This is a genomic window from Deinococcus sp. (assembly GCF_018260555.1).
GTDB lineage: Bacteria > Deinococcota > Deinococci > Deinococcales > Deinococcaceae > Deinococcus.
Window position 1 is genome coordinate 1 of record NZ_JAGLBB010000052.1, and the last position, 23,164, is coordinate 23,164.

Sequence of the window (23,164 nt, forward strand, 5' to 3'; positions counted from 1 at the left end):
TGCGCGCCCAGGCGGGCGGCAGGTCCCCCTGGCCCAGGTGCACGCCGTGCGCGCCACACGCGGCGGCCACGTCCACGCGGTCGTTGATCCACAGCGGCACGCCGTGCGCGGCGCTCAGGTCACGGACCCGCTCGCCCAGCGAGGTGTACGCCCGCGCCTCCCAGTCCTTGCAGCGCAGTTGCAGCGTGTCCACGCCGCCATCCAGCGCGGCCGCCACGCGCGCCAGGAACTCGCCCTCCCGCTGCCCGGCGCGGGGGGTCGCCACGAGGTACAGGCGGCCCGGCTTCACGCCCGCTCCTTGCCCGCCAACTGCTGGGGCCCGTACACCTCGCCTCCGTGCGCGCGGAACTCCTGCGCCCTGGCCTCCATTCCCGCCAGGATCTCGGGCAGTCCGGCCAGGATCCCGGGTGTGCGCAGCTCGTGACTGAGTTTCATGGAGCAGAACTGCGGGCCGCACATGGAGCAGAAGTGCGCGGTCTTGGCCGCCTCGGCCGGGAGGGACTCGTCGTGCAGTTCGCGGGCGCGGAACGGGTCGAGCGCCAGGTTGAACTGATCCTGCCAGCGAAACTCGAACCGCGCCCGGCTGATGGCGTTGTCGCGCGCCTGAGCGCCCGGGTGGCCCTTGGCGAGGTCGGCGGCGTGCGCGGCGATGCGGTAGGCGATCACGCCGTCGCGCACGTCCTGCCGGTCCGGGAGTCCCAGGTGCTCCCTGGGCGTGACGTAACACAGCATGGCCGTGCCGTACCAAGCGATCTGCGCCGCGCCGATGGCCGAGGTGATGTGATCGTAGCCGGGGGCCACGTCGGTCGTGAGTGGCCCCAAGGTGTAGAAGGGCGCCTCCTGGCACACGCTGAGCTGCCGGGTCATGTTTTCGCGGATCAGTTGCATGGGCACGTGCCCGGGGCCCTCGATCATGGTCTGCACGCCGCCGGCCCAGGCGACGCGGGTCAGTTCACCCAGCGTGTCCAGTTCCGCGAACTGCGCGGCGTCGTTGGCGTCCTCGATGCTGCCCGGGCGCAGGCCGTCCCCGAGGCTGAAGGTCACGTCGTACGCGGCCATGATCTCGCAGATCTCGGCGAAGTGCGTGTACAGGAAGTTCTCGCGGTGGTGCGCGAGACACCACTTGGCGAGGATGCTGCCGCCGCGCGACACGATGCCCGTACGGCGCCGCACGGTCAGCGGCAGGTGAGACAGGCGCACCCCGGCGTGCACCGTGAAGTAGTCCACGCCCTGCTCGGCCTGCTCGATCAGCGTGTCGCGGTACACGTCCCAGCACAGGTCCTCGGCCACGCCGCCCACCTTCTCCAGCGCCTGATAGATCGGCACGGTCCCCACCGGCACGGCGCTGCACCGCACGATCCACTCGCGGGTCTGGTGAATGAACCGCCCGGTCGAGAGGTCCATCAAGGTGTCTGCGCCCCAGCGGGTCGCCCAGATGGCCTTCCCGACCTCCTCCTGAATGGAACTCGTGACGATGCTGGTACCGATGTTCGCGTTCACCTTCACCCGGAAGTTCCGGCCGATGATGGTGGGTTCCAGTTCCGGGTGGTTCACGTTCGCGGGAATGACCGCGCGGCCGCGCGCGACCTCGGCGCGCACGAATTCCGGCGTGATCTCGCGCGGCGTGGCCGCCCCGAAACTCTGCCCCTGATGCTGGTGCGTCAGGTCGAACCCGGCCTCCTGACGGAGCGCCTCACGGATCGCCACGAATTCCATCTCGGGCGTGATCTCGCCGTGCCGCGCCGCCTGAAGCTGAGTCATGGCCGCGCCGGGGCGGGCGCGGCGCGGGCACCTGCGCAAAGGGCAGCGGGCCGCCGCGGTCGAGTTCCGGACGGCAACGGCCCGGCAGGGCGTCCAGCGCCGCGTGGTCCGCCAGCCAGGGCCGGGCGCTCATCAGGCCCCGGCGCAGATCGACCGTCTGCGCGGCGTCCGTGTAGGGACCGCTCGTGTCGGGCAGCAGCAGCGCGGCGTTCGGCACCGTGCGGGTCAGGTCGCCCACCCGTTCCAGCGTGGGTAAGAGCGTCACGCGCCGCGCCGGAACGCGCACCTGCGGGTGCAGCGTGCCGCCCAGGTACACCTTCTGACTGGCCGGAAACGGTCCGGTCAGGGCGGAGTCGGCCAGCAGCGGGCCGGACAGCAGGCCGGGTGTCTGATCGGGTGTCTGATCGGCAGTGTCGTTCCCTGAAAGGCGGTGGCCTGAACGGCTGGAACCTGAAGTACTGTGGTCTGAGGTGCTGTGGTCTGAGGTGCTGTGGTCTGAGGTGCTGTGGTCTGAGGTGCTGTGGTCTGGAACGGTCATGGAAACCCCCCGGCCGCCGCGGCGGCACAGACGAAACAGAGCGGAGAAACAGGGTCAGGCAACAGGGGGCCTGGAAACAGCGCGGGGATGCGAGAACTGCGGCCCAACTGGGCAGCGGGGCAGGGCGCGCAGGGCCACTGGAAGGAGACCCGGCGTTCGGTTTCGGCCCCGTGTAGAGCAGGCGCGTTCAGTTCGTGTGGTTCAGGTCAAGGTGGGTTCATTCATGTGCTTGGCGGTATGGGCGCAACACAGACGGCCCCCTCCCGTACGTGGAGGGGGCCGATGATCCTGGAACGGCGCGGGGGCCGCAACAGTGAGCTTCAACCGTCACTCTCCCTCCGCTGGTGCTAACCAGATCAGGTTCCTAGGGTTGAACACGCTGTTCTCTCAGCCGCGCACTGTTGCGCGGCACCCCTGGTGACTACCCGGAGTGTACACCCCCACGCACGCCGTGCAAGCCCGGACGCCCAGGTCAGTGGCTGCTCAGAGGGACTGCGCTTGCCTGCGCCACAGTCGGAACAGCGCCGCCTGCGGCTCCAGACCGCGAAGGGGCGTATCCTGTTCCTACTCGCGTCCGCTCGGATTGATTCAGAACGGCGCCCAATCAATCGGAATCCGTATCAGAAGGAGGTTCACCGCCATGCAGCAACTCACCCAGGGGCAACGCGTGGATGTGCGCAAGCTGTTCGGCCCGGCCGGACTGGAAACGCTGGACCTGCACGTGAGCCGCGCGCCCGCCGACCTGCGCCTGTGGATCACGGCGGCGCACGCGAGCGGCCCGGCCGGACCGGCGAGCGCGGACATGGCCGCCGCGCGCGCCACCGACGCCCGCATTCACCTGGGCTATGCCCTGCCCGCCGGAGTCACCGCCCTGACCGTGGGGTGCTCGTGGCGCGGTCCGCACGCCTGGACCGGCACCCTCAGTCTCGGGAGTGCTGGCACGCTGCGAGCCAGCGCGGACCTGAGTGCCCCGGACGCGCCGGGAGCCCCCGGCGTGGCCCGCTCGATGCTCCTGGCCGAACTGTACCTGCGTGACCGCCGCTGGCGGCTGCGCGTGCGGGGCGAGGAAACGCGGGGCGGCCCGGCCGGCGCGGCGGCCCTGCTGGATGTGCCAGAAGGGGAGTTGCAACCCGGCCCGCTTCCAGCCCAACGTCCAGAGATATCCGGGCGTCTGGTCCCCAACCCGCCAACTCCCGTCCCGCCCGTTCCCGTCTCGCTAGCCCCCACCCCCCCGGCCCGCCCGGCGGCCTCCGGCCCGGTTTCCGCCAAGCCCAGGCCGTCTGACTCCAGATCTCCGGGCACTGCGCCACCCACATCTACACCGCCCGCACCTGACACGCCGCCTTCCCTGGCTGCACCCTTGCCCGGGCCGGACGGGCACGATTCCGTCCTTGGGCGCTTTCAGCGGGCGTGGCATGCGCTGCTGGGCCTGCCAGCCGACCCGCCCGAACCCACTGACCCCCCCACCGAGTCGCGCACTCCGGACGCGCTGCCGGGCGCGGTCACGCAGCGCACCCTGCACGACCTGCACCGCCGCCTGACCCTGATCGGTCAGGACCTGAAACCCGCCGGTGGGCTGGACACCAACGCGGCGCGCCTGCGGGTCCGGCACGCGCAGCTGCTCGAAACGCACAGCCGCATCGAACATGAAGCACGTGACCTTGAGGACCAGCGGGGTCGGCTGCGCGCCCTGAATCTGCTCGGCGCCCAGGAGGCCGGCCTGCGCGCCGTGGAAAACGAGATCGAACGCGCCGTGCAGGCCCTCCAGGCGGCAGCGGACGACCTGGCGACCGAGCTGGTCGGTGGCCGCCTGCACGACAGCCGCGCCCGCCTGGGCGCAGAGGACCGCTACCTGCGCGGCCTGGGTGCCGGGAGTGACCGCTCTCGGGGAGGCCTCCCGGCGCCGCCGGCTGCGGCTGGGCAGACAGCACCTGACCCCGTGCCGCCAGCGGGGCGCGCTCCGCTGGAACCCCCGGCAGGGCACGCTCCGGCAGCCGATCCGCAAGAGCCGGTTGAACAGGACGGCGGGGGGCTGGTCATTCCGTGGCTGAACCGACGTTGACCGCCGCGTCGGGCGTGACCGTCAAGACCGACATCGTGGTCATCGGGGCGGGGCAGGCCGGACTGTCGGCGGCGTACCACCTGCAACAGCGGGGGCTGACGCCGCACCGGGGGTTCGTGGTGCTGGACCGCTCGCCCGGCCCCGGCGGCGCATGGCAGTTCCGCTGGCCCAGCCTGACGCTGAGTACCGTCAACCGCCGTCACGACCTGCCGGGCCTCCCCTGTTCGCAGGTCGTGGGGCCGGGTGTGGCCGAAGTCGCGGCCAGCGAGGCCGCGCCCCGTTACTTCCGCCAGTACGAACGGACCTTCCGGTTGCCGGTGTACCGCCCTTCGACTGGTCACCGAGGGAACCCCGACCCCGCAGGGGCCGCGGCTGCGCCTCGAAAGGGACCGCGTGGCGTTCAGCGCGCGGGGCGTGATCAACGCGACCGGCACCTGGGACGCCCCGTTCATTCCCGCGTACCCCGGCGCGGGGTCCTTTCGTGGCACGCAACTGCGCACCCGCGATTACCGCACGCCGCAGGCGTTCGCGGGGCGGAATCCGTATCAGCCGCCCAGGACGGTGTCTCCGCCGATCCAGACGCGGGCCACGTCGGCAGGTGTGCCGGTGGCGAAGGCGGCGGCCAGGGCGCGTTCGGGGCTGCTGGCGTGCAGGAACACGGCGTGCAGGGGTGTGCCGGGCGGGGGCTGAAGGTGCACGGCGTCGAAGGCGCGGCCGGGCTCGAAGGAGCCGGTGTGCGGCAGGTCCAGCGCCTCGGCCCCGGCGAGCGTGGCAAGGTACAGCAGGTGCGCGGGGTTCATGGGGACGCCACCGGGCATCAGGTTCTGCATAAAGTGCGCCTGAAGTCCTTCTTTGAGCAGGGAAAAGCCGGTGCCGCCGCCGACGTCGCTGCCCAGCGAGACGTGCACGCCGGCGTCCAGGTGGCGGCGCAGCGGGAAGAAGCCGCTGCCCAGCGCGGAGTTGCTGCATGGGCAGTGCGCGGCCGTGCAGCGGTGGGCGGCCATCACGGACAGTTCCCGGTCGGTCGGGTGGACGTTGTGCGCCAGGACCGAGTGACGGCCGATCAGTCCGGCGCGTTCGTAGGTGTCGAGGTAGTCGCGCGCGCCGGGGAACAGGTCGCGGACCGTCTGGATCTCGCGGTCATTCTCGTTGATGTGGCTGGTGAAGCGCACGCCGGGGAAGTCGCGGGTCAGGGCGGCGCAGGCGTCCAGGATGCCGTCACTGGCTGACAGGCTGAAGCGGGGCGTGACGGCATACAGCGCGCGGCCCGCGCCGTGCCAGCGTTCGATCAGGGCGCGGCCCTCGTCGTAGGCGCGCTGGGGCGTGGTGTGCAGTTCGTCCCGCAGCAGGCGGTCACTGACGACCAGGCCGGTCACGGCGCGCAGGCCGCTGCGGGCGGCCTCCTCGAAGAAGACGTTCACGGCGCCCGCGAAGTGCGAGCCGAACACCAGGGCGGTGGTCGTTCCGGCCCCGATCAGACCGCCGATGAAGTCGTGGGCCACGCCGCGCGCGTAGGCGAGGTCCGCCAGGCGGGCCTCCTCGGGCAGGGCGCACTGGTCGAGCCAGTCGAGCAGCGGCAGGCCCAGCCCGCCGATCACGCGCACCTGTGGGTAGTGGACGTGCGTGTCGATGAAGCCCGGCAGCAGCAGGCCGCCCCTCAGGTCAGTGACGGGTGCGTCCGGGTGCGCGGCCCGGATGTCCGAGAAGGTTCCGGCGGCGCGGATCACGCCGTCCTGAACGAGCAGGCCTCCGTCGTCCTGCGCGTCCAGTGCGTCTGGGTGCGTGAAGGGGTTGCGGGGCGTGTGCAGGTAGGTGGCGCGGTACAGCGTGGGTGTGGGGATGGGGGAAGTCACGGGGTCCTTTCTGGGGCGGTGGGAAGTGGCTGGAGGGCAGGCGCGGCCTGAATGAGCGGGAGAAGTTGCGCGGCGACCGCCAGCGCGATCACGGCCGGGTGCTTGCGGAGCGGCCCCCGGATCAGGTCCGGCAGGCCGATGGGCGTGGTGACGCGCGCCAGGGCGGCGGGCGGGTGGCCCAGTTCGCGCAGTTGCGCCTGAAAGCGGGTCCACTTGGCGGCCGAGCCGATCAGGCCCACGAACCCCATCTCCGGTCGGCTCATCTGTGAGCAGCTCATCTGTGGGCGGCGCAGCGCGGCGTCGATCAGGGCGGCGTCCTCGGCGTGGTCGTGCGTCATGATCAGCAGGTGCGTGCCGGCGGGCAGGTCGTGCAGGATCATCTCGGGAATGGGCGAGTGGTGGACGTGCAGCGTCGCGGCGGCGTCTGAGAGGACCGACAGGCGTTCGGGGGTCAGCTGCGCCGCGCGTGAGTCCACGAGGTGCAGGTGCAGCGGCAGGCGCGACAGAATCCGCGCGAGTTCCAGGCCCACGTGCCCCACGCCGAACACAGCGACGTGCGCCCGGGCGGGCATGGGTTCGAGCAGCAGCGTGACCTCGCCCCCGCAGCACTGGCGGCCGTGGTCGTTCGCGGCGCGGTCTGTCAGGCGCAGCGTCAGCAGGTCGGGGGTGGTCGCGCCGGTCGCCAGCAGGGCGTGGGCGCGCTCCACGGCGGTCGCTTCCAGGTTCCCGCCGCCCACGCTGTCCCAGGTCTGGTCGGCGGTGACCAGCATCTTCGCTCCGGCCTCGCGTGGCGTGTGGCCGCGCGCGGCGGCGACCGTGATGAGCACGCCCGCCTCGCCCCGCTCGTGCAGGGCGTTCAGGGCCTCTCGCCAGTTCACGCGCGGCCCCGCAGGTCAGTCACCGGGCACCTCTTCACGCTGGTCAGCGCGGGCCGCGTGCAGCGCCCAGTACACGGCCTCGGGCGTGGCGGGGCTGGGCAGCGGCGTGGTACGTCCGGGCGGGCCGAAGGCGGCGCAGGCCTCCCGCAGCGCCTCGCGGGCCGAGATCGCCAGCATCAGCGGCGGCTCGCCCACGGCCTTGGAGCCGTACACCACGCCGGATTCGGTGGCGCGTTCCAGTAGATTCACGTTGAACTGTTCGGGCAGTTCGCTGAAGCTGGGCAGCTTGTAGGTGCTGGCCGACTGGGTCAGCAGGCGACCGCGCTGGGGGCCGTCCGACTCGTCCCAGCGGAGTTCCTCCAGGGTCAGCCAGCCCAGGCCCTGCACGTACCCGCCCTCGACCTGCCCCAGGTCGATCAGCGGTGAGAGGCTGTCTCCAACGTCGTGCAGCAGGTCGGCGCGGCGCACGCGGTACGCGCCGGTAAAGCCGTCCACCTCGACCTCGGTGACGCCCGCGCCGTAACTGAAGTACTTGAACGGCTCGCCCTGCATCGCCACGCGGTCCCAGTGCAGGCCCGGCGTGCGGTAGTAACCCGCCGCCCACAGCTGCGTGCGCAGGTGGTACGCGTCGTGCACGAGCGCCCTCCAGTCCAAGCTGCGTTCCGGGTGGCCCAGCGGGAACACGCGCCCGGCCTCGAAACGCACGTCGTCCGGGTGCACGCCGAGCGACCCGGCGGCCACGGCGGCGAGGTTCGCGCGGATCTGGTCGCAGGCGTTCTTGACCGCCCCGCCGTTCAGGTCCGCGCCGCTGCTGGCGGCGGTGGCGCTGGTGTTCGGCACCTTGTCCGTGCGGGTCGGCGCGAGGCGCACGGAGGACAGCGGCACGCCCAGCGCGGTGGCGGCCACCTGCATCATCTTGGTGTGCAGACCCTGGCCCATCTCGGTGCCGCCGTGGTTGATCAAAACCGAGCCGTCCTTGTACACGTGCACGAGGGCGCCCGCCTGGTTGTACGCCGTGAAGTTGAACGAGATCCCGAACTTGACCGGCGTGACACTCAGGCCGCGCTTGCGGTGCGGGTGCGCGGCGTTGAAGGCCTCGACCTGGGCGCGGCGGGCCTGGAAGTCACTGCGCGCCAGCAGTTGCCCCCACAGGTCATGCATGCGCTCGGCGTGCCGCACCGGCTGGCCGTAGGGGGTCGCCTGGCCCGGCTGGTAGAAGTTGCGCTGCCGCAGCTCTTGCGCGTCCAGGCCCAGCAGTGGGGCCACGCGGCCCAGAATGTCCTCGGTGACCAGCATGCCCTGCGGCCCGCCGAAGCCGCGGAAGGCCGTCTGCGAGGTCTTGTTCGTCCGCGCGATCCGCCCGCGCGCGTGCACGTGCGGAATGAAGTACGCGTTGTCCAGGTGGCACAGGGCGCGCGCCATGACCGGCTCTGACAGGTCGAGGCTCCAGCCGCCGTCGCTGGTCAGGGTGACCTCCAGCGCCGTGAAGCGCCCGTCGGCGTCGAATCCGGCCTTCCACGCGGCGTGGAACGGGTGGCGTTTCCCGGTCTGGGTCATGTCCAGCGTGCGGTTCAGGCGCAGCCGGACGGGCCGCCCGGTCAGGGCCGCGCCGAGCGCCGCGACCGCCGCGTAGCCGTGCGGCTGCATCTCCTTGCCACCGAAGCCGCCCCCCATGCGCAGGCACTGCACGGTCACGTGACTCGACGGCACGCCCAGGACGTGCGCGGCGATTTCCTGCGTCTCGGTGGGGTGCTGCGTGCTCGACTGGATGAACACCTGCCCGGCCTCGTCCACGTGTGCGAGCGCGGCGTTCGTTTCGAGGTAAAAGTGCTCCTGGCCGCCGATGTCGAACTCGCCCGTGAACACATGCGCGGCCTGCCCGAAGCCGAGCGTCACGTCGCCGCGCGCCAGGGTGGACTGCGCGCCCTGGAACGCGCCGGCGGCGATGGCCCCGCGCAGCGTGACGACCGACGGCAGCGGCTCGTAGCTCACCTGCACGGCGGCGGCCCCCAGCCGGGCGGCGTCCTCGGAGTCGGCCAGCACCCACGCGACCGGGTGCCCGTGGTACATGGCCTCGGTGGGGAACAGCGGTTCGTCGCCCTTCACGCCCGCGTCGTTCACGCCGGGCACGTCGGCGGCCGTCAGGACGCGCACGACACCCGGCACGGCGTGCGCGGCCTGCGTGTCCAGGCCCGTGACCCGTGCGTGCGCGTGCGGCGACCCGACCGGCCACGCGTGCAGCAGGTTCTGGAGCCGCACGCCCAGGTCGTCGGTGTACAGCGCGTGCCCCGTGACGTGCAGCGCGGCGCTCTCGTGCGCGGTGGCCTCGCCCACGGGCGCGGCGGCCGGACGTTCGTGCGGGCTCATGCGCCCACCTCCTGTTCCGTGGACTGCGATTCGAACCACAGTTTCAGCAGGCTCTGCTCGAGCATCGCAGCGCGGTACTCGGCACTCGCGCGGTGATCGCTTAGGGGCGTGCCGGTCTGACCCAGGACCCGGGCGGCCGCGCGGACGGTCGTTTCCGTCCACGGCTGCCCTTCGAGCGCGGCCTCGGTTTCCGTGGCGCGCAGGGGCGTGGCGGCCACGCCCCCCAGGCCGATGCGGGCGCGCGTGACCACGCCGCCGCGCACGTCCAGCGCGTAGCCCACGGCGACGCTGGAGATGTCGTCAAAGCGGCGCTTGGCAATCTTGTGAAAGGCCGTGAGCGGTGACAGCGGCAGCGGAATCCGCACGGCTGCGATCAGTTCGCCCGGCCGCCGCACCGTCTGCCGGTACCCAGTGAAGTACCCGGCCAGCGGCACTTCGCGCACGCCGTCCGGGCCGACGAGCTGCACCGAGGCGTCCAGCGCCAGCAGCGCGGGCGGGCTGTCCCCGATGGGCGACGCCGTGCCCAGGTTCCCGCCCAGCGTGGCAGAGTTCCGGATCAGGCGGCTGGCGAACTGCGGAAACCACGCCGAGAGCAGCGGCACCCGGCCGCCCAGGCGGCGTTCGAGTTCGCTGAGGCTGTGGCCCGCGCCCAGGAGCAGCGAGTCCGCACGCTCCTCGAAGACCCGCAGTTCCGGCAGGTGATCCACCGCGACCGTCACGGCGGCCCGCGCGTGGCGCAGGTTCACCTCCACGCCCCAGTCCGTGCCGCCGGAGAGCACCTTCGCGTCCGGGTGCGCGGCCAGCAGCGCCAGCGCGCCGGCCAGGGTCGCGGGCCGGTGGAACGCGCCGTCCAGGGCGTTCAGGGCCGTGGGGCGCGGGGCCGGGGCGGGCTGCGTGCGCCGCGCGGCCAGTGGGTCGGCGGCGTCCGGTGTGCCCAGCGCGTACGCGGCGTCCGCGATGGGGCGGTAGCCGGTGCAGCGGCACAGGTTCCCGCTGAGCGCGTGCAGGTCAAAGCCGTTGGCGGCGCCGTGCTGGCCGTCCACGCGGTCCGGGCGCAGGTACTCGGCGGCCATGCTGACCACGAAGCCCGGCGTGCAGTACCCGCACTGCGAGCCGCCCCGCGCCGCCAGTTCCCGCTGCGCCGGGTGCAGCGCGGCGGGTGAGCCCAGGCCCTCGCCCGTCACGATCTGCGCGCCGTCCACGGCTGCCAGCGTCACCAGACAGGCGTTCACGCTGTCCCAGCGCGTGCCGCCCTGTCCGTCATCCCGGGCGATCAGGACCGCGCACGCGCCGCACTCGCCCTCGGCGCAGCCTTCCTTGCATCCGGTCAGGCCCTGGGCGCGCAGGGTATTCAGGAGACTGGTGTGCGCTGCGGCGGGCACCTCGCGCGGCTGGCCGTTCACAGTCAGATTCAGTGTCTGCATGTCACTCCTCGACCACCCTTCGTGCGGTGGCAGACACCCGGCGAACAGCGCCCACCGGCCTGACAGTCTTCAGGGGCGGACGCATGGTTCACGCCGGACGCGGTGTCTGGGGCGGGCCGCTGGTTATCCATGCAGAACAACGGCCTGATTGGCTACCCGCCCAGCATAAGGCAGCGCGGGCGGCGGCGCACGCCGCTCGTCTGTGCAAGCGGGGCAGGCCGAAACGCTCCCCGGTACGCGGCGGCGCGGATTGCGGCACAATGATGGCGTCCCCAATCCAGCTGCTCCACGCGGCACCGCACACCCGGCCGGCGCATTCACGCCCGCCTGAACCCAGGGAGAACCTATGAGCGAACCGAGCGCAGACATCATCGTGGTGGGAGCCGGACTGGCCGGGCTGGTCGCAGCGGCCGAAGCGGCAGACGCCGGAAAGCGCGTGCTGCTCCTCGATCAGGAGGGAGAGCAGAACCTGGGCGGGCAGGCTTTCTGGTCGTTCGGGGGCCTGTTCCTGGTGGACAGCCCCGAGCAGCGCCGCCTGGGCATCCATGACAGCCGCGAACTGGCCCTGAGCGACTGGATGAACACCGCCGCTTTCGACCGTCCCGAGGATCACTGGCCCCGGCAGTGGGCGCAGGCGTACGTGGACTTCGCGGCGGGCGAGAAACGCTCGTGGCTGGCGGCTCAGGGCCTGAGACTGTTCCCGGTGGTCGGCTGGGCCGAGCGCGGCGGGCAGGGCGCGCTGGGGCCGGGCAACAGCGTGCCGCGCTTTCACATCACCTGGGGAACGGGACCGGGCGTGGTCGAGCCGTTCGAGCGGCGCGTGCGCGCCCACCTGCGGTCCGGGCGAATCCGGGCGCACTTCCGGCACCGGGTGCGGGAACTGGTGTTCGACGGCCCGGCCGTGGCGGGCGTGCGCGGCGACGTGCTGGAAACCTCGCCAGTGGCGCGCGGCGAGGCCAGTTCCCGCGTGGTCGTGGGGGACTTCAACCTGCGGGCCGGGGCGGTCATCGTGACGTCCGGCGGGATCGGCGGGAACCACGATCTGGTGCGCCGCAACTGGCCGCGCGAGCGGCTCGGTGAACCTCCGGCGTTCATGGTGGCGGGCGTGCCCGCCCACGTGGACGGCCAGTTGCAGCAGACGGTGCACGCGCAGGGCGCGAACCTGATCAACCCGGACCGCATGTGGCATTACACCGAGGGCCTGCGCAACTGGAATCCCGTCTGGAAAGAGCACGGCATCCGCGTGCTGCCGGGGCCCAGCAGCCTGTGGCTCTCCCCCACCGGCGAGCGGCTGCCGTACCCGCACGCGCCGGGCTTCGACACGCTCGGCACCCTGACGCACATCACCACGCACGGCTGGCCGTACACGTGGTTCGTGCTGAACCGCGCGGTCATCAAGAAGGAATTCACGCTCAGCGGTTCAGAACAGAACCTCGACCTGACCGAACGGGACGTTCGCGCCACGCTGGGCCGCGTGGGCAGCCGCGTGGCCCCCAGCGTGCAGGCCTTCATGGACCGGGGCGAGGATTTTGTCGTCCGGGATACCCTGGACGGTCTCCTGCGCGGCATGGCCGACCTGACCGGCAACGGCCTGCTGGACCCAGAGCAGGTCCGGCGCGAGATTCACGCCCGCGACGCAGCCATCGCCAACCCCTTCGGGAAGGACCCGCAGATCACCGCCCTGCGCGGCGCACGCGCCTATCTGGGCGACAAGCTGGTACGCGTGGCCAAGCCAGGGCCGCTGCTGGACCCGCAGAGCGGCCCGCTTATCGCCGTGAAACTGAACATCCTGACCCGCAAGACCCTCGGCGGCCTGGAAACCGACCTGAGCGCGCGGGTCCTGGGCCAGGGTGGCCAGCCCATTCCCGGCCTGTACGCGGCGGGCGAGGTCGCGGGCTTCGGCGGGGGCGGGGTGCACGGCTACCGCGCGCTGGAAGGCACCTTCCTGGGCGGCTGCCTGTTCAGCGGCCGGATCGCGGGCCGCGCCGCCGCCGGGGCCGTGTAATTCGGAATCCGTCTGTTTCGTTGACAGCTCGGAACCCCACCGATCTGCCAACTCCACGCCCGCTGGAAACCACAAAAAGGGAGGCGCAGCCGCTGTGGCCGCGCCTCCCTTCAACGGGTCAGGCCGTTTCTTAGAGGTTGCCCTTGAGGGTGCTGGCGACCTTGAAGGCCACTTTCTTGCCGGCGGGGATCTGGATCTTCTCGCTGGTGCCGGGCTTGACGCCGGTGCGGGCGGCGGTGGCCTTGACGCTCAGGGTCCCCAGGCCGGGCAGGCCGACGCTCTGGCCGCCCTTGATGGCGCCCACGATGACGTCCAGCATGGCGCTGACGGCTTCCTCGCTCTGCTTCTTGGTCAGGCCGGTCTTGTCGGCGACCAGTTCAACGAGCTGGGTCTTGGCGACCTTGCTGCTCTCGGCGGCGACCTTCTTGGGCGCGGCTTTGGGGGCAGCTTTGGTAGCGGGCTTCTTGGCGGGGGCCTTCGTGGTCTTTTTCGTCATAGTGAGCAGCATGACATACTGCCGCGCGCTTGGGAAGGGGGGGAGCGGGTGGGAACGCCCGCCAGCACGCCCTTGCCGCCCACGCTAAACGGAAATCTGCGTGCCACACGTAGATTTTCTGAAAACGCCAATTCAACGTGTGGCACGTCAGAAGCGCTTGATGAAGGCCCGCTGCGCCTGTATGGGGCGTCCGTGAGAAAACCAGCGGGTCAGAAATGAACTGGTCGCAGATAGAGGGGGCGCGCCGCTGGACAAGCATTGACCTGAAGGGCACAGAGCCCAGGATGGTACGGCGCCCAGGACGGTACGGAGCCCAGGACAGTCAGGTATGCCGGCAGGCGGGGTGAAACGGGGCGCAGGCGCCGTGACCGGAGCCGGATGCGCTACACTCGGTTCATCCACAACCTGTTTTTGGCGGTTCAGGGGCACTTTCTGGGCCCCGCGGCGGACCGTCACTGATTCCACGGAGGTCCCTATGACAACTGCTTCTGTTCCTGCCCGCTTCTGGCCCGCCGGGAAACCCCGTTCCCTGACCCTGCCCGCCACCGGATTGATGCACAACCTGCACGTGAGCGCCGAACGCTACCCCGACAAGGTCGCGCTGTGGCATTACGGGCACGAGGTGACGTACCGAGAACTGCGTGATCAGGCCGAGCATCTTGCGGGCCACCTCGCCTCCCAGGGCGTCGGTCACGGTGACCGCGTGGCCGTGTGGATGCAGAACAGCCCCGCGTGGGTGATCAGCGCCTTCGCCGCGTGGCACCTGGGCGCGGTGGTGGTGCCCCTGGCCCCCATGCTGCAGGCCCGCGAGTTCGGGTTCTTTCTTCAGGACGCCGGGATTCGCGCCGGTGTGGTCGGCGCGGAACTGTACGAGCGGGCCAAGCAGGGCGGGCTGGCGCACGCGGTCGTGGCGAACGTCATGCGCGGCGCGGACCCCGCGTGCGGCGTGCCCATCCCCGACGGTCTGGATGTCGAGGCCAGGTTGCAGGGCGACGACGTGAGCCTGGAGACCGCGCTCAAGGCCGCCCCCGTCCCTATGGCGAACGTGACGGCCGCCGACCTGTGCGTCATGCCGTACACGTCCGGTACGACCGGGATTCCCAAGGGCTGCATGCACACGCACCGCAGCGTGCAGGCCAACGTGTTCGGCGCGGGCGTCTGGGTGGACAGCAGTGTCGAGGACGTGTTCCTGGCGGCCCTGCCGTTCTTCCACGTGACGGGCTTCATCAACTCCCTGATGGGCAGCGTGACAAGCGGCGCGCGGGTCGTGATCATGTCCCGCTGGGACCGGGACGCGGCGAGCACCCTGATCCGCGAGCAGGGCGTGACCCTCTGGACAAACACACCCACCATGATCATCGACCTGATGACCTCCCCGAACTTCAACGCGGCGGACCTGGAGTCGCTGCGCAGCGTCACAGGCGGCGGGGCCAGCCTGCCCGCGTCGGTCGGGCAGCGCCTGCTGGACGTGACGGGCATCATGTTCCTCGAAGGGTACGGCCTGTCCGAAACGATGGCGCAGTCTCACAGCAACCCCAAGGGTCGGCAGAAACTCCAGTGCCTGGGCATTCCGCTATTCAACGTGGATTCCCGCATCGTGGACATCGAGAGCGGACAGGAACTCCCGGCTGGTGAGACGGGCGAGATCGTGATCCGGGGGCCGCAGGTCATGCAGGGCTACTGGAACCGCCCCGACGCGACCACCGAGGCGTTCATGGACATCGGCGGGCAGCAGTTCTTCCGCACGGGCGACCTGGGGTACGTGGACGATGAGGGGTACTTCTTCTTCGTGGACCGCCTCAAGCGCATGGTGAACGTCTCGGGCATGAAGGTCTGGCCGGCCGAGGTCGAGAACCTGCTGCACGCCCACCCCGCCATTCAGGAAGCCTGCGTGATCAGCGTGCCCGACGAACGCAGCGGCGAACGCGCCCGCGCGCTGATCGTGCTGCGCCCCGGCATGAACGCCACGCCCGCCGAACTGGAAACCTGGGCGCGCGAGCAGATGGCCCCCTACAAGGTGCCGCGCGACTGGCAGTTCGTGGACAGCCTGCCGCGCAGCCCCACCGGCAAGGTCGCGTGGCGGCCCCTCCAGGAAGCGGCGCAGGCCGCCATGCAGGGCAACTGATACGGATTCCGCCACAGGCGGGCAGGGACCGCCTCGGCCTGACAAGACGCTGGTTCAACCGTTTGCAACACCTCTAGAGAGGTCAGATGGGAACTGGCCGCGCCGCCGCGCCCGCCCAGTCCGGCGGGTTCTGGACGGCGACGCACCGGGACCCGCCGCTGCGATCTGCACGCCAGTTCGGACGCCCTTCGTATCGCCTTGCTCGGCGTGCTGACGCTGACAGCATGCCCTTCAAGGCGCGGGTGCGGGCGGCGCTATTCTCGGCGCGCCCGCTTCACGAGGTCTGACCGCCGAACGCGGTGTAGGCGACCCCCTTTGGCGCCGACGGCTGGCCCAGCGAGGTGCGGGGCTGCGGCTGCCCGCATGAACGGTGCACCCCTGCACGCAGCCGGGAGCGCAGAACACGCGGACCTCCTGGGCCGGGCATACTGAGACGGGCATACTGAGACGGGAATACTGGGGCAGGGATACCGATACCGGTAGGGGGAACAGTCATGGCACAGCGCGGCGCGGCACAGGCAGGAACGGAGCAGGCACGAACAGCAGCTGAAACGCGCGTCTGGGCTGCCCTCAGGGTGCAGGCGAAGGTGAGCGGGGGGGGCGGAGCGTGATCACGCCCGAATGCCTGCGCGGGCTGCCGCTGTTTGCGGAGCTGGATGACACCCTGCTGCACGCGGCGGCGCTGGACGCGGCCGACGTGCACCTGAACGAGGGCGAGTACCTGATCCGCGAGGGGGATTCGGTCGCTTTTTTTGTGCTGCTGGAAGGCGAACTGGCCGTCACGAAAGAGGTGGGCGGCGTGCCGCAGTCGGTGGATACTTACCGGCCCGGTGATTCGTTCGGGGAGTTGCCGCTGCTCCTGGGCACGCCCGCCACCGTGAACCTGATGGCCCTGACGCCCGCGCGGGTGATGCGCGTGGAGGGGCCGGACTTCATGGCGCTGCTGGGACGCTCTGAGCTGATGGCGGCGACCGTGATGGCGAACATGACGCGCCGGGTGGGAAACCTGCAGCGCTTGGCCCTGGAGACACCGACGCCCGTCACGTTCCTGATCGGTTCGCCGGATAACCTGCACTGCTTTCGGCTGCGGGATTTCCTGTCGCGTAATCAGGTGGTGTTCCGCTGGTTGGACCCGGGCGCGCCCGCACTGGCCTGCGACATTCCCGCCGGGGTCGAGGGTGGGGCGCTGCCGGCCGTCATCCTGCCGGACGGCGAGGTGCTGCGCCGGCCACACGTGCGCGAGGTGGCGCGCCGCCTAGGCCTGCAGGTGGACCCGGCGCTCGAGCGGTACGACGTGGTGATCGTGGGCGGCGGTCCGGCGGGACTGGCGGCGGCGGTGTACGGCGCGTCGGAGGGCCTGTGTACGCTGCTGGTCGAGCGGCACGCGCCGGGCGGGCAGGCCGGGACCAGCAGCCGCATCGAGAACTACCTGGGGTTCCCGACGGGCCTGTCGGGAGGTGAGTTGAGCGCGCGGGCGCTGAGGCAGGCGCGGCGCTTCGGGGCGGAGGTCGTCACGACCCGGGAAGTGACCGCGCTGGAGCCCGGCCCGGACGGTCACACGGTCGTGCTGGACGGCGGCACGCGCGTTCACACGCGCAGCGTGGTACTGGCGCTGGGCGTGGAATGGCGCACGCTGCCGCTGCCGCACGCGCAGCGCTTCGTGGGGCGCGGCGTATGGTACGGCGCGGCCCGCACCGAAGCGCCGGGGACGCGCAGCAAGGACGTGTACCTGATCGGCGGTGGGAACTCGGCCGGGCAGGCGGCGCTCCTCTTCTCGAACTACGCGCGGCGGGTCTCCATCCTGATCCGGGCGGACCGCGTGGAGAAGGGCATGTCCCAGTACCTGATTGATCAGTTGCGCGCCAAACCGAACGTGCGCATCTGCCTGTGTTGCGAGGTCACGGCCCTGCACGGTGACTCGCACCTGCAGGCCCTGACCGTGCACCACAGCGACACCGGCCAGGACGAGGTGGTCGAGACGGATACCCTGTTCGTCCTGATCGGCGCGGACGCCCGCACCGACTGGCTGGGCGGCGTGGTCCTGCGTGACGAGCGCGGCTACGTCTGCTCGGGCCTGGACCTCGCGCCGCAGGGGGCGTGGCCACTGGACCGCGATCCGTTCCCACTGGAGACCAGCGTGCCGGGCGTATTCGTCGCCGGAGACGTGCGGCGCGGCTCGGTGAAACGCGTGGCCAGCAGCGTCGGCGAGGGCAGCATGAGCATCGCGCTCGTCCATCAGTTCCTCGCGTTGCGTGACCAGAGCGGTCAGAAGACAGCCGAGTCACCGCCCTCCACTCCCGCCAGTGCAGACCGGACGAACCCGGCAGACTAAGGTCCGGCCGCGCCTTCATACGGACTGGGCTCCATTCCACCACAGTCGGAAAAGCGCCGCCTGCGGCTCCACACCGCCCAATCCGTATGAGTGGAGCGGGGTCCGGATGAGGGTGCGGCCATGCAGGTTTACCCCCTTACTCCCGCCGCCACCACCACACCAGGGCTGCCATCCCTGCCGCCAGCGCCAGCAGCGGCAAGCGCGGCGGCTGGGTGGGCAGCGGGTCATCAAAACGCCGGACATGCTCGCGGATGGCGCCGGGCAGCTCGGCGCCTCCCAGCGCCTTGCCGTGGCCCACGGCGGCCAGTTGCGACTCCAGTTCGGCCAGGCGGCGGACCGATTCGCGCCCGTCGCTGCGGGAGAGGTAAAGGAAGGCGTGCGACACCTGCGCGGGTTCGCCGGTCAACAGTGTGACCGGGTTGCGGGCATTGGCAGTGGAGAAGGCGTCACCCACGATCAGGGTGCGGTCTGCCTCTCGCCATAGGGAAGTGTGCCCCGGTGTATGACCGGGCGTTGGAATCCAGCGCCAGCCTGTCAGGAAGGGCACCGAACCGTCGGTGGGCAGCGCGTGGATATGGGGCCGCAGGTCGGGGGCGCTGCTCGTGCGGCGGCCTATCTGGTACTTGGCCTGTCCGGTCAGGAAGGGAAGTTCCTCGGCGCGGGCATAGACGGGCACGGGCCACAGCCCGCGCAACCTGGGCACGCTGCCTACGTGGTCAACGTGTCCGTGCGTGAGCACGATGGCTGCCGGGGAACGGGAGCCGTGCACCTGCGTGGCGGCCCGCTTGATCATCCCGGCGTCGAGCGGTGTGCCTGCATCCACCAGTACCCAGTCGCTGCCGGGCGTGCCTAGAAAGTAGGCGCTGACGATGGGCAGACGAACCTGGAAAACATCGGGGCGCAGCTTCTGAACACCGCCCAACAGAGAAGGGTAAGGCACAGGGCGCACGCTCATTTCCAGACCGTCCCGCACTGATGCGAGGCCCGGAAGTCATTCACGACCCCCACCTGCGCCGGGGCGAAGCCCAGTACTTTCGTTCCGGCGCTATCCAGGCGCGGCCACGTCACCAGGCCACGGCCATTGGGGTCGCCCGTGCGGGCAAAGTTGGCCCAGTAGGTCCGCATGGTCTTTGCCAGTTCAAGCTGCTCGGCCGAAAAGCGGCTGTAGTCGCCGAGCGCGGCAGACGCACCCATGATGCTCGCCACCTCCGCCGAGTGGTACGCGCCGAAATCAGGCACGGCGACGCCCGGCTTGAGGTACGTGTAGGGCACAGTGCGGTCACGGAATTCGTAGGCGTAGACAGGCACCTGCGCGGCGCGGACGCGGCCCAGGTCGCTGGTGGGGCAGGCGAAAATGGCGTCCGTGCTCTGCGCAGCGGCGGCCAGGGCGCGGGTGGAGTACCGGCCCGGCGCGTAGCTGGTCAGGCCCGCCCAGACCCCGCGCAGGCCGCTGAACGCGTAGTTGATGCCCACGTATTCCAGCAGGTTCGCGTCGCGCCCCGGCGTGCTGGCGAAGGAGGCGAAAATGCTGCCCTCGTCGGCGTTGGTGCCCATCAGGAGCGGCACGGGAGCCACCGCCTGCTGATTGATCCCCTGCCGGAACACGGCGGCGGGCGAGTCGGGCAGTGTAGGGTCGCCGTACAGCGGTGGGAAGGTGACGGTGGCGGGTAAGCCTTTGGGCTGCGCCTGCAATAATTTCTTGACGGGCAGGGCACGCAGGCAGGCGGCGTCGGCGGGCGGGCAGCCCAGGCTCTCGGCGGCGCTGCTGCCCTTCTGGAGGGCCACGTTACGCGGCGCAGTCAGTTGCGGGTCGGTGCAGGGGCCGCTCTGGATAATTGCCTTGTCGAACAGGCCCCGCGCGCCAGGCATCAGCAGGTGCTGGCATATGCTCATGCCGCCTGCCGATTCGCCGAACGCCGTCACGTTGGCCGCGTTACCTCCGAAGGCCGAGATGTTGTTCCGCACCCATTTCAGCGCGAGTTGCTGGTCCAGCAGGCCGTAATTGCCCACTGAACCCTTCTCCTCGAGCCCCGGCACCGCCAGAAAACCGAGAGCGCCCAGGCGGTAATTGATCGTCACGACCACCACGTTCTGCTCGCGGGCCAGGGTGCGGGGATTGTAGTCGCTGCCCGCGCCCGTGTTATAGGAGCCGCCGTGAATCCAGACCATCACAGGCAGGTTTTGAGCGTTCTGGGGGGCGTACACGTTCAGGAAAAGGCAGTCTTCCTCGCCGCGCACGACAGGCTGGCTCTCTCCGGCGAGCGTAAACGACTGTGGGCAGGCCGCGCCGGGTTGCAGGGCGGGGCGTTCGGTGGTCCAGGTGGGCAGCGCCAGCGGCGAACGCCAGCGCAAGCCTTCCACGGGCGGCTGCGCGTAGGGAATCCCTTCCCACACCGCCAGTGCCCCGTCCAGCGACCCCACGACGGGGCCAGCGGGCGGGGTCACGCGGGTGCTCTGGGCGGGAGCGGCGGCGGGCAGCGTCAGACTCTGCGCGGCAGCCGTTGCCAGCAGGCAGGCGGCAGACAGGGCAAGCAGTTTGTTCATGTTGGCTCCAGAGGAAAAGAAAAAAGGCCCGCTTTAGACGGGCCAGTCCAGCGGTTTTTTACTCGGCAGACACAATCTTGAGCGGTTCCATCAGCGCCACCAGTTTTACCTCGATGTTGCCGCGCGTGGCGTTGGAATACGGGCAGGTGCGGTGCGCGATGTCCAGCAGTTCACGCGCCTTCTCCTCGCTCTGGCCGGGGATATACACCTGGAGTTCCACGCCCAGCACATACTCGGTTTCAGACTTGGCGTACAGACTCACGAAGGCTTCAGCCTGGGCACCGCTGGCGTCCACTCCCATCCGCTTGCCGATCTCGCCCAGAGCCGACAGAAAGCAGGCCGCGTAGCCCGCGCCGAACATCTCTTCAGGGTCGGTGCCCTCGCGTTTGCTGTGGGCGGGGCGGGTCGTCAGGTGCAGGCGCTGCTGGCCCAGGTAAACGTCACCGTTGCGGCCCCCGGTGGCGATAGACGACGTGGTGAACAGCTTTTTCATTTCAGGTTGGATCATGGTGATTCTCCTTGATTGCACTTTGCAACGATTTGAGCGAGAAGTGGCCGTCTGTCGAAACATCATGTCGTTCCAATTGCGGTCGAATTGCCAAAACGGAGAGATGAAGCCCGGGCGGAGCGAGTAGCAACTGTGACGACCTGCGCAAGATGGGCCAGAATCCGACACTGTTCCGGACTTTGGGCGATGAGGTGAAGTACGTCTCAGACGAGAAAAAATGTGCTACCCAGCGATTTTATTGCAATCTGCAACTAAATAACGTGACGAAAGACTCACTTGCAGGGAGATCACCACGCCCAGGCCACCAGCGGCGCGGGACAACACAGCCGAATCAAAGCACTCATCGCATGGATTCCAGGAAGATCTGCGCGAGATCATCAGCCGTCGGCTGGCGGGGCGCGACGGCCAGCAGGCGCCGCTGCTTGAGCGCTCCGTCCACCAGCGCGGGAATGTCAGATTCGTCATAGCCCAGGGCCGCGACACTGCTGGGGGCGCCCACGTCCCGCATCAGGTTCAGCAGTGCGTCCGGAAGGGCGTCACGGTCGTCCGGGGCGTAGGTCTGGCCGGTCAGGCAGGAGGCAGCGAACAGGTGCCGGGCCGGGTCGGCATCGAACGTGAAGCGGAACGAGGCGGGGGCCGTCACGATCACCGAGAAGCCGTGCGGGACGAACATCTTCTCGCCAGGGTACCCGGGGTGGCGGTAGGCGTGTCGCAGCCCCGCGATGGGGTACGCGCACGCGTGAGGGATGTGCACGCCGGCCGAGCCGAAGCCCACGCCGGCCATGGTCGCGCTGAGCATCATGAAGCCGCGCGCCCCGGAATCAGGCTCGGCCCCGGCGCCATGCACAGCGCGGCGCAGGTACTCCCCGCCGTAGCGCAGGGCCTGCGCGGACCACAGGTCGGCGACCGGATTGCTGCCCTGGTACGGCGGCCGGTCATCGGGCGTGACAGGGCGCTCGCGGGTGGTGTAGGGACGGCTCAGGTAACTTTCGGCGGCGTGACAGACGACGTCCAGGCCGGCGGCAGCCGTCACGGCGGGCGGCGTGGTCCGGGTCAGGTCGGGGTCCACGATGGCCTGCGCGGGGCGCAGGGTGCGGTGGCTCAGGCCGGTCTTGATCTTCAGATGTGGCAGGTCCAGGATCGCCACGGTAGTCGCCTCTGACCCGCTGCCGGACGTGGTGGGAATGGCCAGCAGGGGCCGCAGCGCCGAAGGGGGCCGCCGCCCGGCACCAACCGGGGCGTTCACGTAGTCCATGATCCGCCCGCCGTGCGTGAAGAGCAGGTTCGCGACCTTCGCCGTGTCGATGGCGCTCCCACCTCCAATTGCTGCAAACGAGTCCGGTTGAGCGGCGCGGGCCGCCTCGACTGCGCGTTCCAGCGCCGCGAGGTCGGGTTCGGTCTCCACGTCCGTGAATTCGGTCAGGTCCAGCCCGGCGGCGCGCATGGCGGCCAGGACCGGGTCGGCCACGCCCAGGCGGCGCACGTGCGGGTCGATCACCACGAACACCCGCTGCGCGCCCAGTCGCCGGAGTTCCCACCCGGCGTCCAGCGCGGCTCCCGGCCCGAACTTGATGGGGGTGGCCTCGACCGTGAAGATGGTTTCCCGCTGCGTATCCCCGGCCTGTGCATGCTGCGTCATGTGTTCCCTCCCGGCCGGACAGGGCCGCGCCCCGCCGCGAGGCGGACAGGCACAAACCTTGCCGCTGACGGTGACTGTTTTTCGCGAATAATCTGTGGCCGGAGTATGCCACACCCGTCCGTGGAGCGTCCGGCGGGCAGAGTGTGGAGAGGACACGCGGGGCAATGACCACCGGCACGGAAGAGGAATGGGCGTCTATCCCACTCACCACCGAGAACCACACCGGACTGCCCACGCCACGCCCGGAACCCACCTTATTTCCACCCGCATCTGCTCAGACAGAATGGCTTTTACAAACCATCAAGTCGGGGGCCGTTCACCTGCCTAGCACGAGCAAGAAGGCGGAGACACCGCACCGCAGGGCCCGCTGCCTTTCAGGCGTGTCCCGAACAGACTGCCACCCACGCCGATCGAACGGCAGGATGAGCGGCCAGTGCCTTCTGCACAGCCGTGAAGGGCAGATTCAGGGGCGTCCATTCGGCGGCGGACGGGCAGGGACGCGCCACCCCACCTGTGAGGGTTCAGGTCGAGTGCGGCTCGGCATGCGCGTCGCCCGGCGGCTTCCAATGCGGATTCCGCTCCACTGCGCCACAATCGGAAAAGCGCCGCCTGCGGCTCCATGCCGCGGAATC

Annotated in this window: 14 protein-coding genes, 2 pseudogenes and 1 riboswitch; of the genes and pseudogenes, 5 read left to right on the plus strand and 11 right to left on the minus strand. The window is 70.1% G+C overall.

The window, feature by feature from the left end:
- Together QZ271_RS10615 and thiC are read right to left on the minus strand one after the other, a co-directional pair.
- Window positions 1-289 (minus strand): thiamine phosphate synthase (locus tag QZ271_RS10615; RefSeq protein ID WP_291431251.1); only part of this gene is annotated, 289 nt, incomplete at its 3' end.
- Window positions 286-2,137 (minus strand): annotated as a pseudogene (gene thiC, locus QZ271_RS10620) (phosphomethylpyrimidine synthase ThiC). The pseudogene thiC and the gene QZ271_RS10615, both read right to left, overlap by 4 nt.
- Window positions 2,138-2,614: 477 nt before the next feature.
- A riboswitch (TPP riboswitch) is annotated at window positions 2,615-2,725 on the minus strand.
- Between the two features lie 214 nt (window positions 2,726-2,939).
- Between thiC and QZ271_RS10630 the strand changes: the two are divergent.
- Window positions 2,940-4,361: a hypothetical protein gene (locus QZ271_RS10630; RefSeq protein WP_291431257.1), complete on the plus strand. Its 1,422-nt coding sequence runs from the start codon at window positions 2,940-2,942 to the stop codon at window positions 4,359-4,361.
- 35 nt (window positions 4,362-4,396) lie between these two features.
- Window positions 4,397-4,468: pseudogene (locus QZ271_RS10635) on the plus strand (NAD(P)-binding protein); the annotation flags it as partial.
- Window positions 4,469-4,906: 438 nt separating this feature from the next.
- Here QZ271_RS10635 and guaD read toward each other — a convergent pair.
- From guaD to QZ271_RS10655, 4 genes are read right to left on the minus strand one after another with little or no spacing between them, the layout of a single operon-like run.
- Window positions 4,907-6,214 (minus strand): guanine deaminase, encoded by a 1,308-nt coding sequence (gene guaD, locus QZ271_RS10640; protein ID WP_291431259.1) that lies wholly within the window; start codon window positions 6,212-6,214, stop codon window positions 4,907-4,909.
- On the minus strand, window positions 6,211-7,092 hold the full coding sequence (xdhC, locus tag QZ271_RS10645; protein ID WP_291431261.1) for a xanthine dehydrogenase accessory protein XdhC: 882 nt from the start codon (window positions 7,090-7,092) through the stop codon (window positions 6,211-6,213). Before xdhC ends, guaD begins: the two co-directional genes overlap by 4 nt.
- A 15-nt stretch (window positions 7,093-7,107) precedes the next feature.
- On the minus strand, window positions 7,108-9,459 hold the full coding sequence (gene xdhB / locus QZ271_RS10650; protein WP_291431263.1) for a xanthine dehydrogenase molybdopterin binding subunit: 2,352 nt from the start codon (window positions 9,457-9,459) through the stop codon (window positions 7,108-7,110).
- On the minus strand, window positions 9,456-10,883 hold the full coding sequence (locus tag QZ271_RS10655; RefSeq protein WP_291431265.1) for an FAD binding domain-containing protein: 1,428 nt from the start codon (window positions 10,881-10,883) through the stop codon (window positions 9,456-9,458). Before QZ271_RS10655 ends, xdhB begins: the two co-directional genes overlap by 4 nt.
- A gap of 346 nt (window positions 10,884-11,229) precedes the next feature.
- On the opposite strand from QZ271_RS10655, the gene QZ271_RS10660 reads away from it, so the two are divergent.
- Complete coding sequence (locus QZ271_RS10660) at window positions 11,230-12,888, plus strand: FAD-binding dehydrogenase (protein ID WP_291431266.1); 1,659 nt, start codon at window positions 11,230-11,232, stop codon at window positions 12,886-12,888.
- Window positions 12,889-13,018: 130 nt separating this feature from the next.
- Here QZ271_RS10660 and QZ271_RS10665 read toward each other — a convergent pair whose 3' ends face one another.
- The gene (locus tag QZ271_RS10665; RefSeq protein WP_291431268.1) at window positions 13,019-13,396 is read right to left on the minus strand and encodes an HU family DNA-binding protein; all 378 of its coding nucleotides are present in this window, start codon (window positions 13,394-13,396) and stop codon (window positions 13,019-13,021) included.
- Between the two features lie 463 nt (window positions 13,397-13,859).
- On the opposite strand from QZ271_RS10665, the gene QZ271_RS10670 reads away from it, so the two are divergent.
- Both QZ271_RS10670 and QZ271_RS10675 read left to right on the plus strand, forming a co-directional pair.
- Complete coding sequence (locus QZ271_RS10670; protein ID WP_291431270.1) at window positions 13,860-15,509, plus strand: long-chain-fatty-acid--CoA ligase; 1,650 nt, start codon at window positions 13,860-13,862, stop codon at window positions 15,507-15,509.
- 607 nt (window positions 15,510-16,116) lie between these two features.
- Window positions 16,117-17,841 (plus strand): cyclic nucleotide-binding domain-containing thioredoxin-disulfide reductase, encoded by a 1,725-nt coding sequence (locus QZ271_RS10675; protein ID WP_291431272.1) that lies wholly within the window; start codon window positions 16,117-16,119, stop codon window positions 17,839-17,841.
- A gap of 136 nt (window positions 17,842-17,977) precedes the next feature.
- Here the strand turns inward: QZ271_RS10675 and QZ271_RS10680 are convergent, their stop codons facing one another.
- From QZ271_RS10680 to QZ271_RS10695, 4 genes are all read right to left on the minus strand, one after another.
- On the minus strand, window positions 17,978-18,763 hold the full coding sequence (locus QZ271_RS10680; protein WP_291431274.1) for an MBL fold metallo-hydrolase: 786 nt from the start codon (window positions 18,761-18,763) through the stop codon (window positions 17,978-17,980).
- Between the two features lie 29 nt (window positions 18,764-18,792).
- A complete protein-coding gene (locus QZ271_RS10685) occupies window positions 18,793-20,385 on the minus strand; it encodes a carboxylesterase/lipase family protein (RefSeq protein ID WP_291431276.1) in 1,593 nt (530 codons plus the stop codon).
- A gap of 58 nt (window positions 20,386-20,443) precedes the next feature.
- On the minus strand, window positions 20,444-20,893 hold the full coding sequence (locus QZ271_RS10690; RefSeq protein ID WP_291431278.1) for an Ohr family peroxiredoxin: 450 nt from the start codon (window positions 20,891-20,893) through the stop codon (window positions 20,444-20,446).
- Between the two features lie 340 nt (window positions 20,894-21,233).
- Complete coding sequence (locus tag QZ271_RS10695; RefSeq protein ID WP_291431279.1) at window positions 21,234-22,532, minus strand: hydroxyacid-oxoacid transhydrogenase; 1,299 nt, start codon at window positions 22,530-22,532, stop codon at window positions 21,234-21,236.
- Window positions 22,533-23,164: the final 632 nt, after the last annotated feature.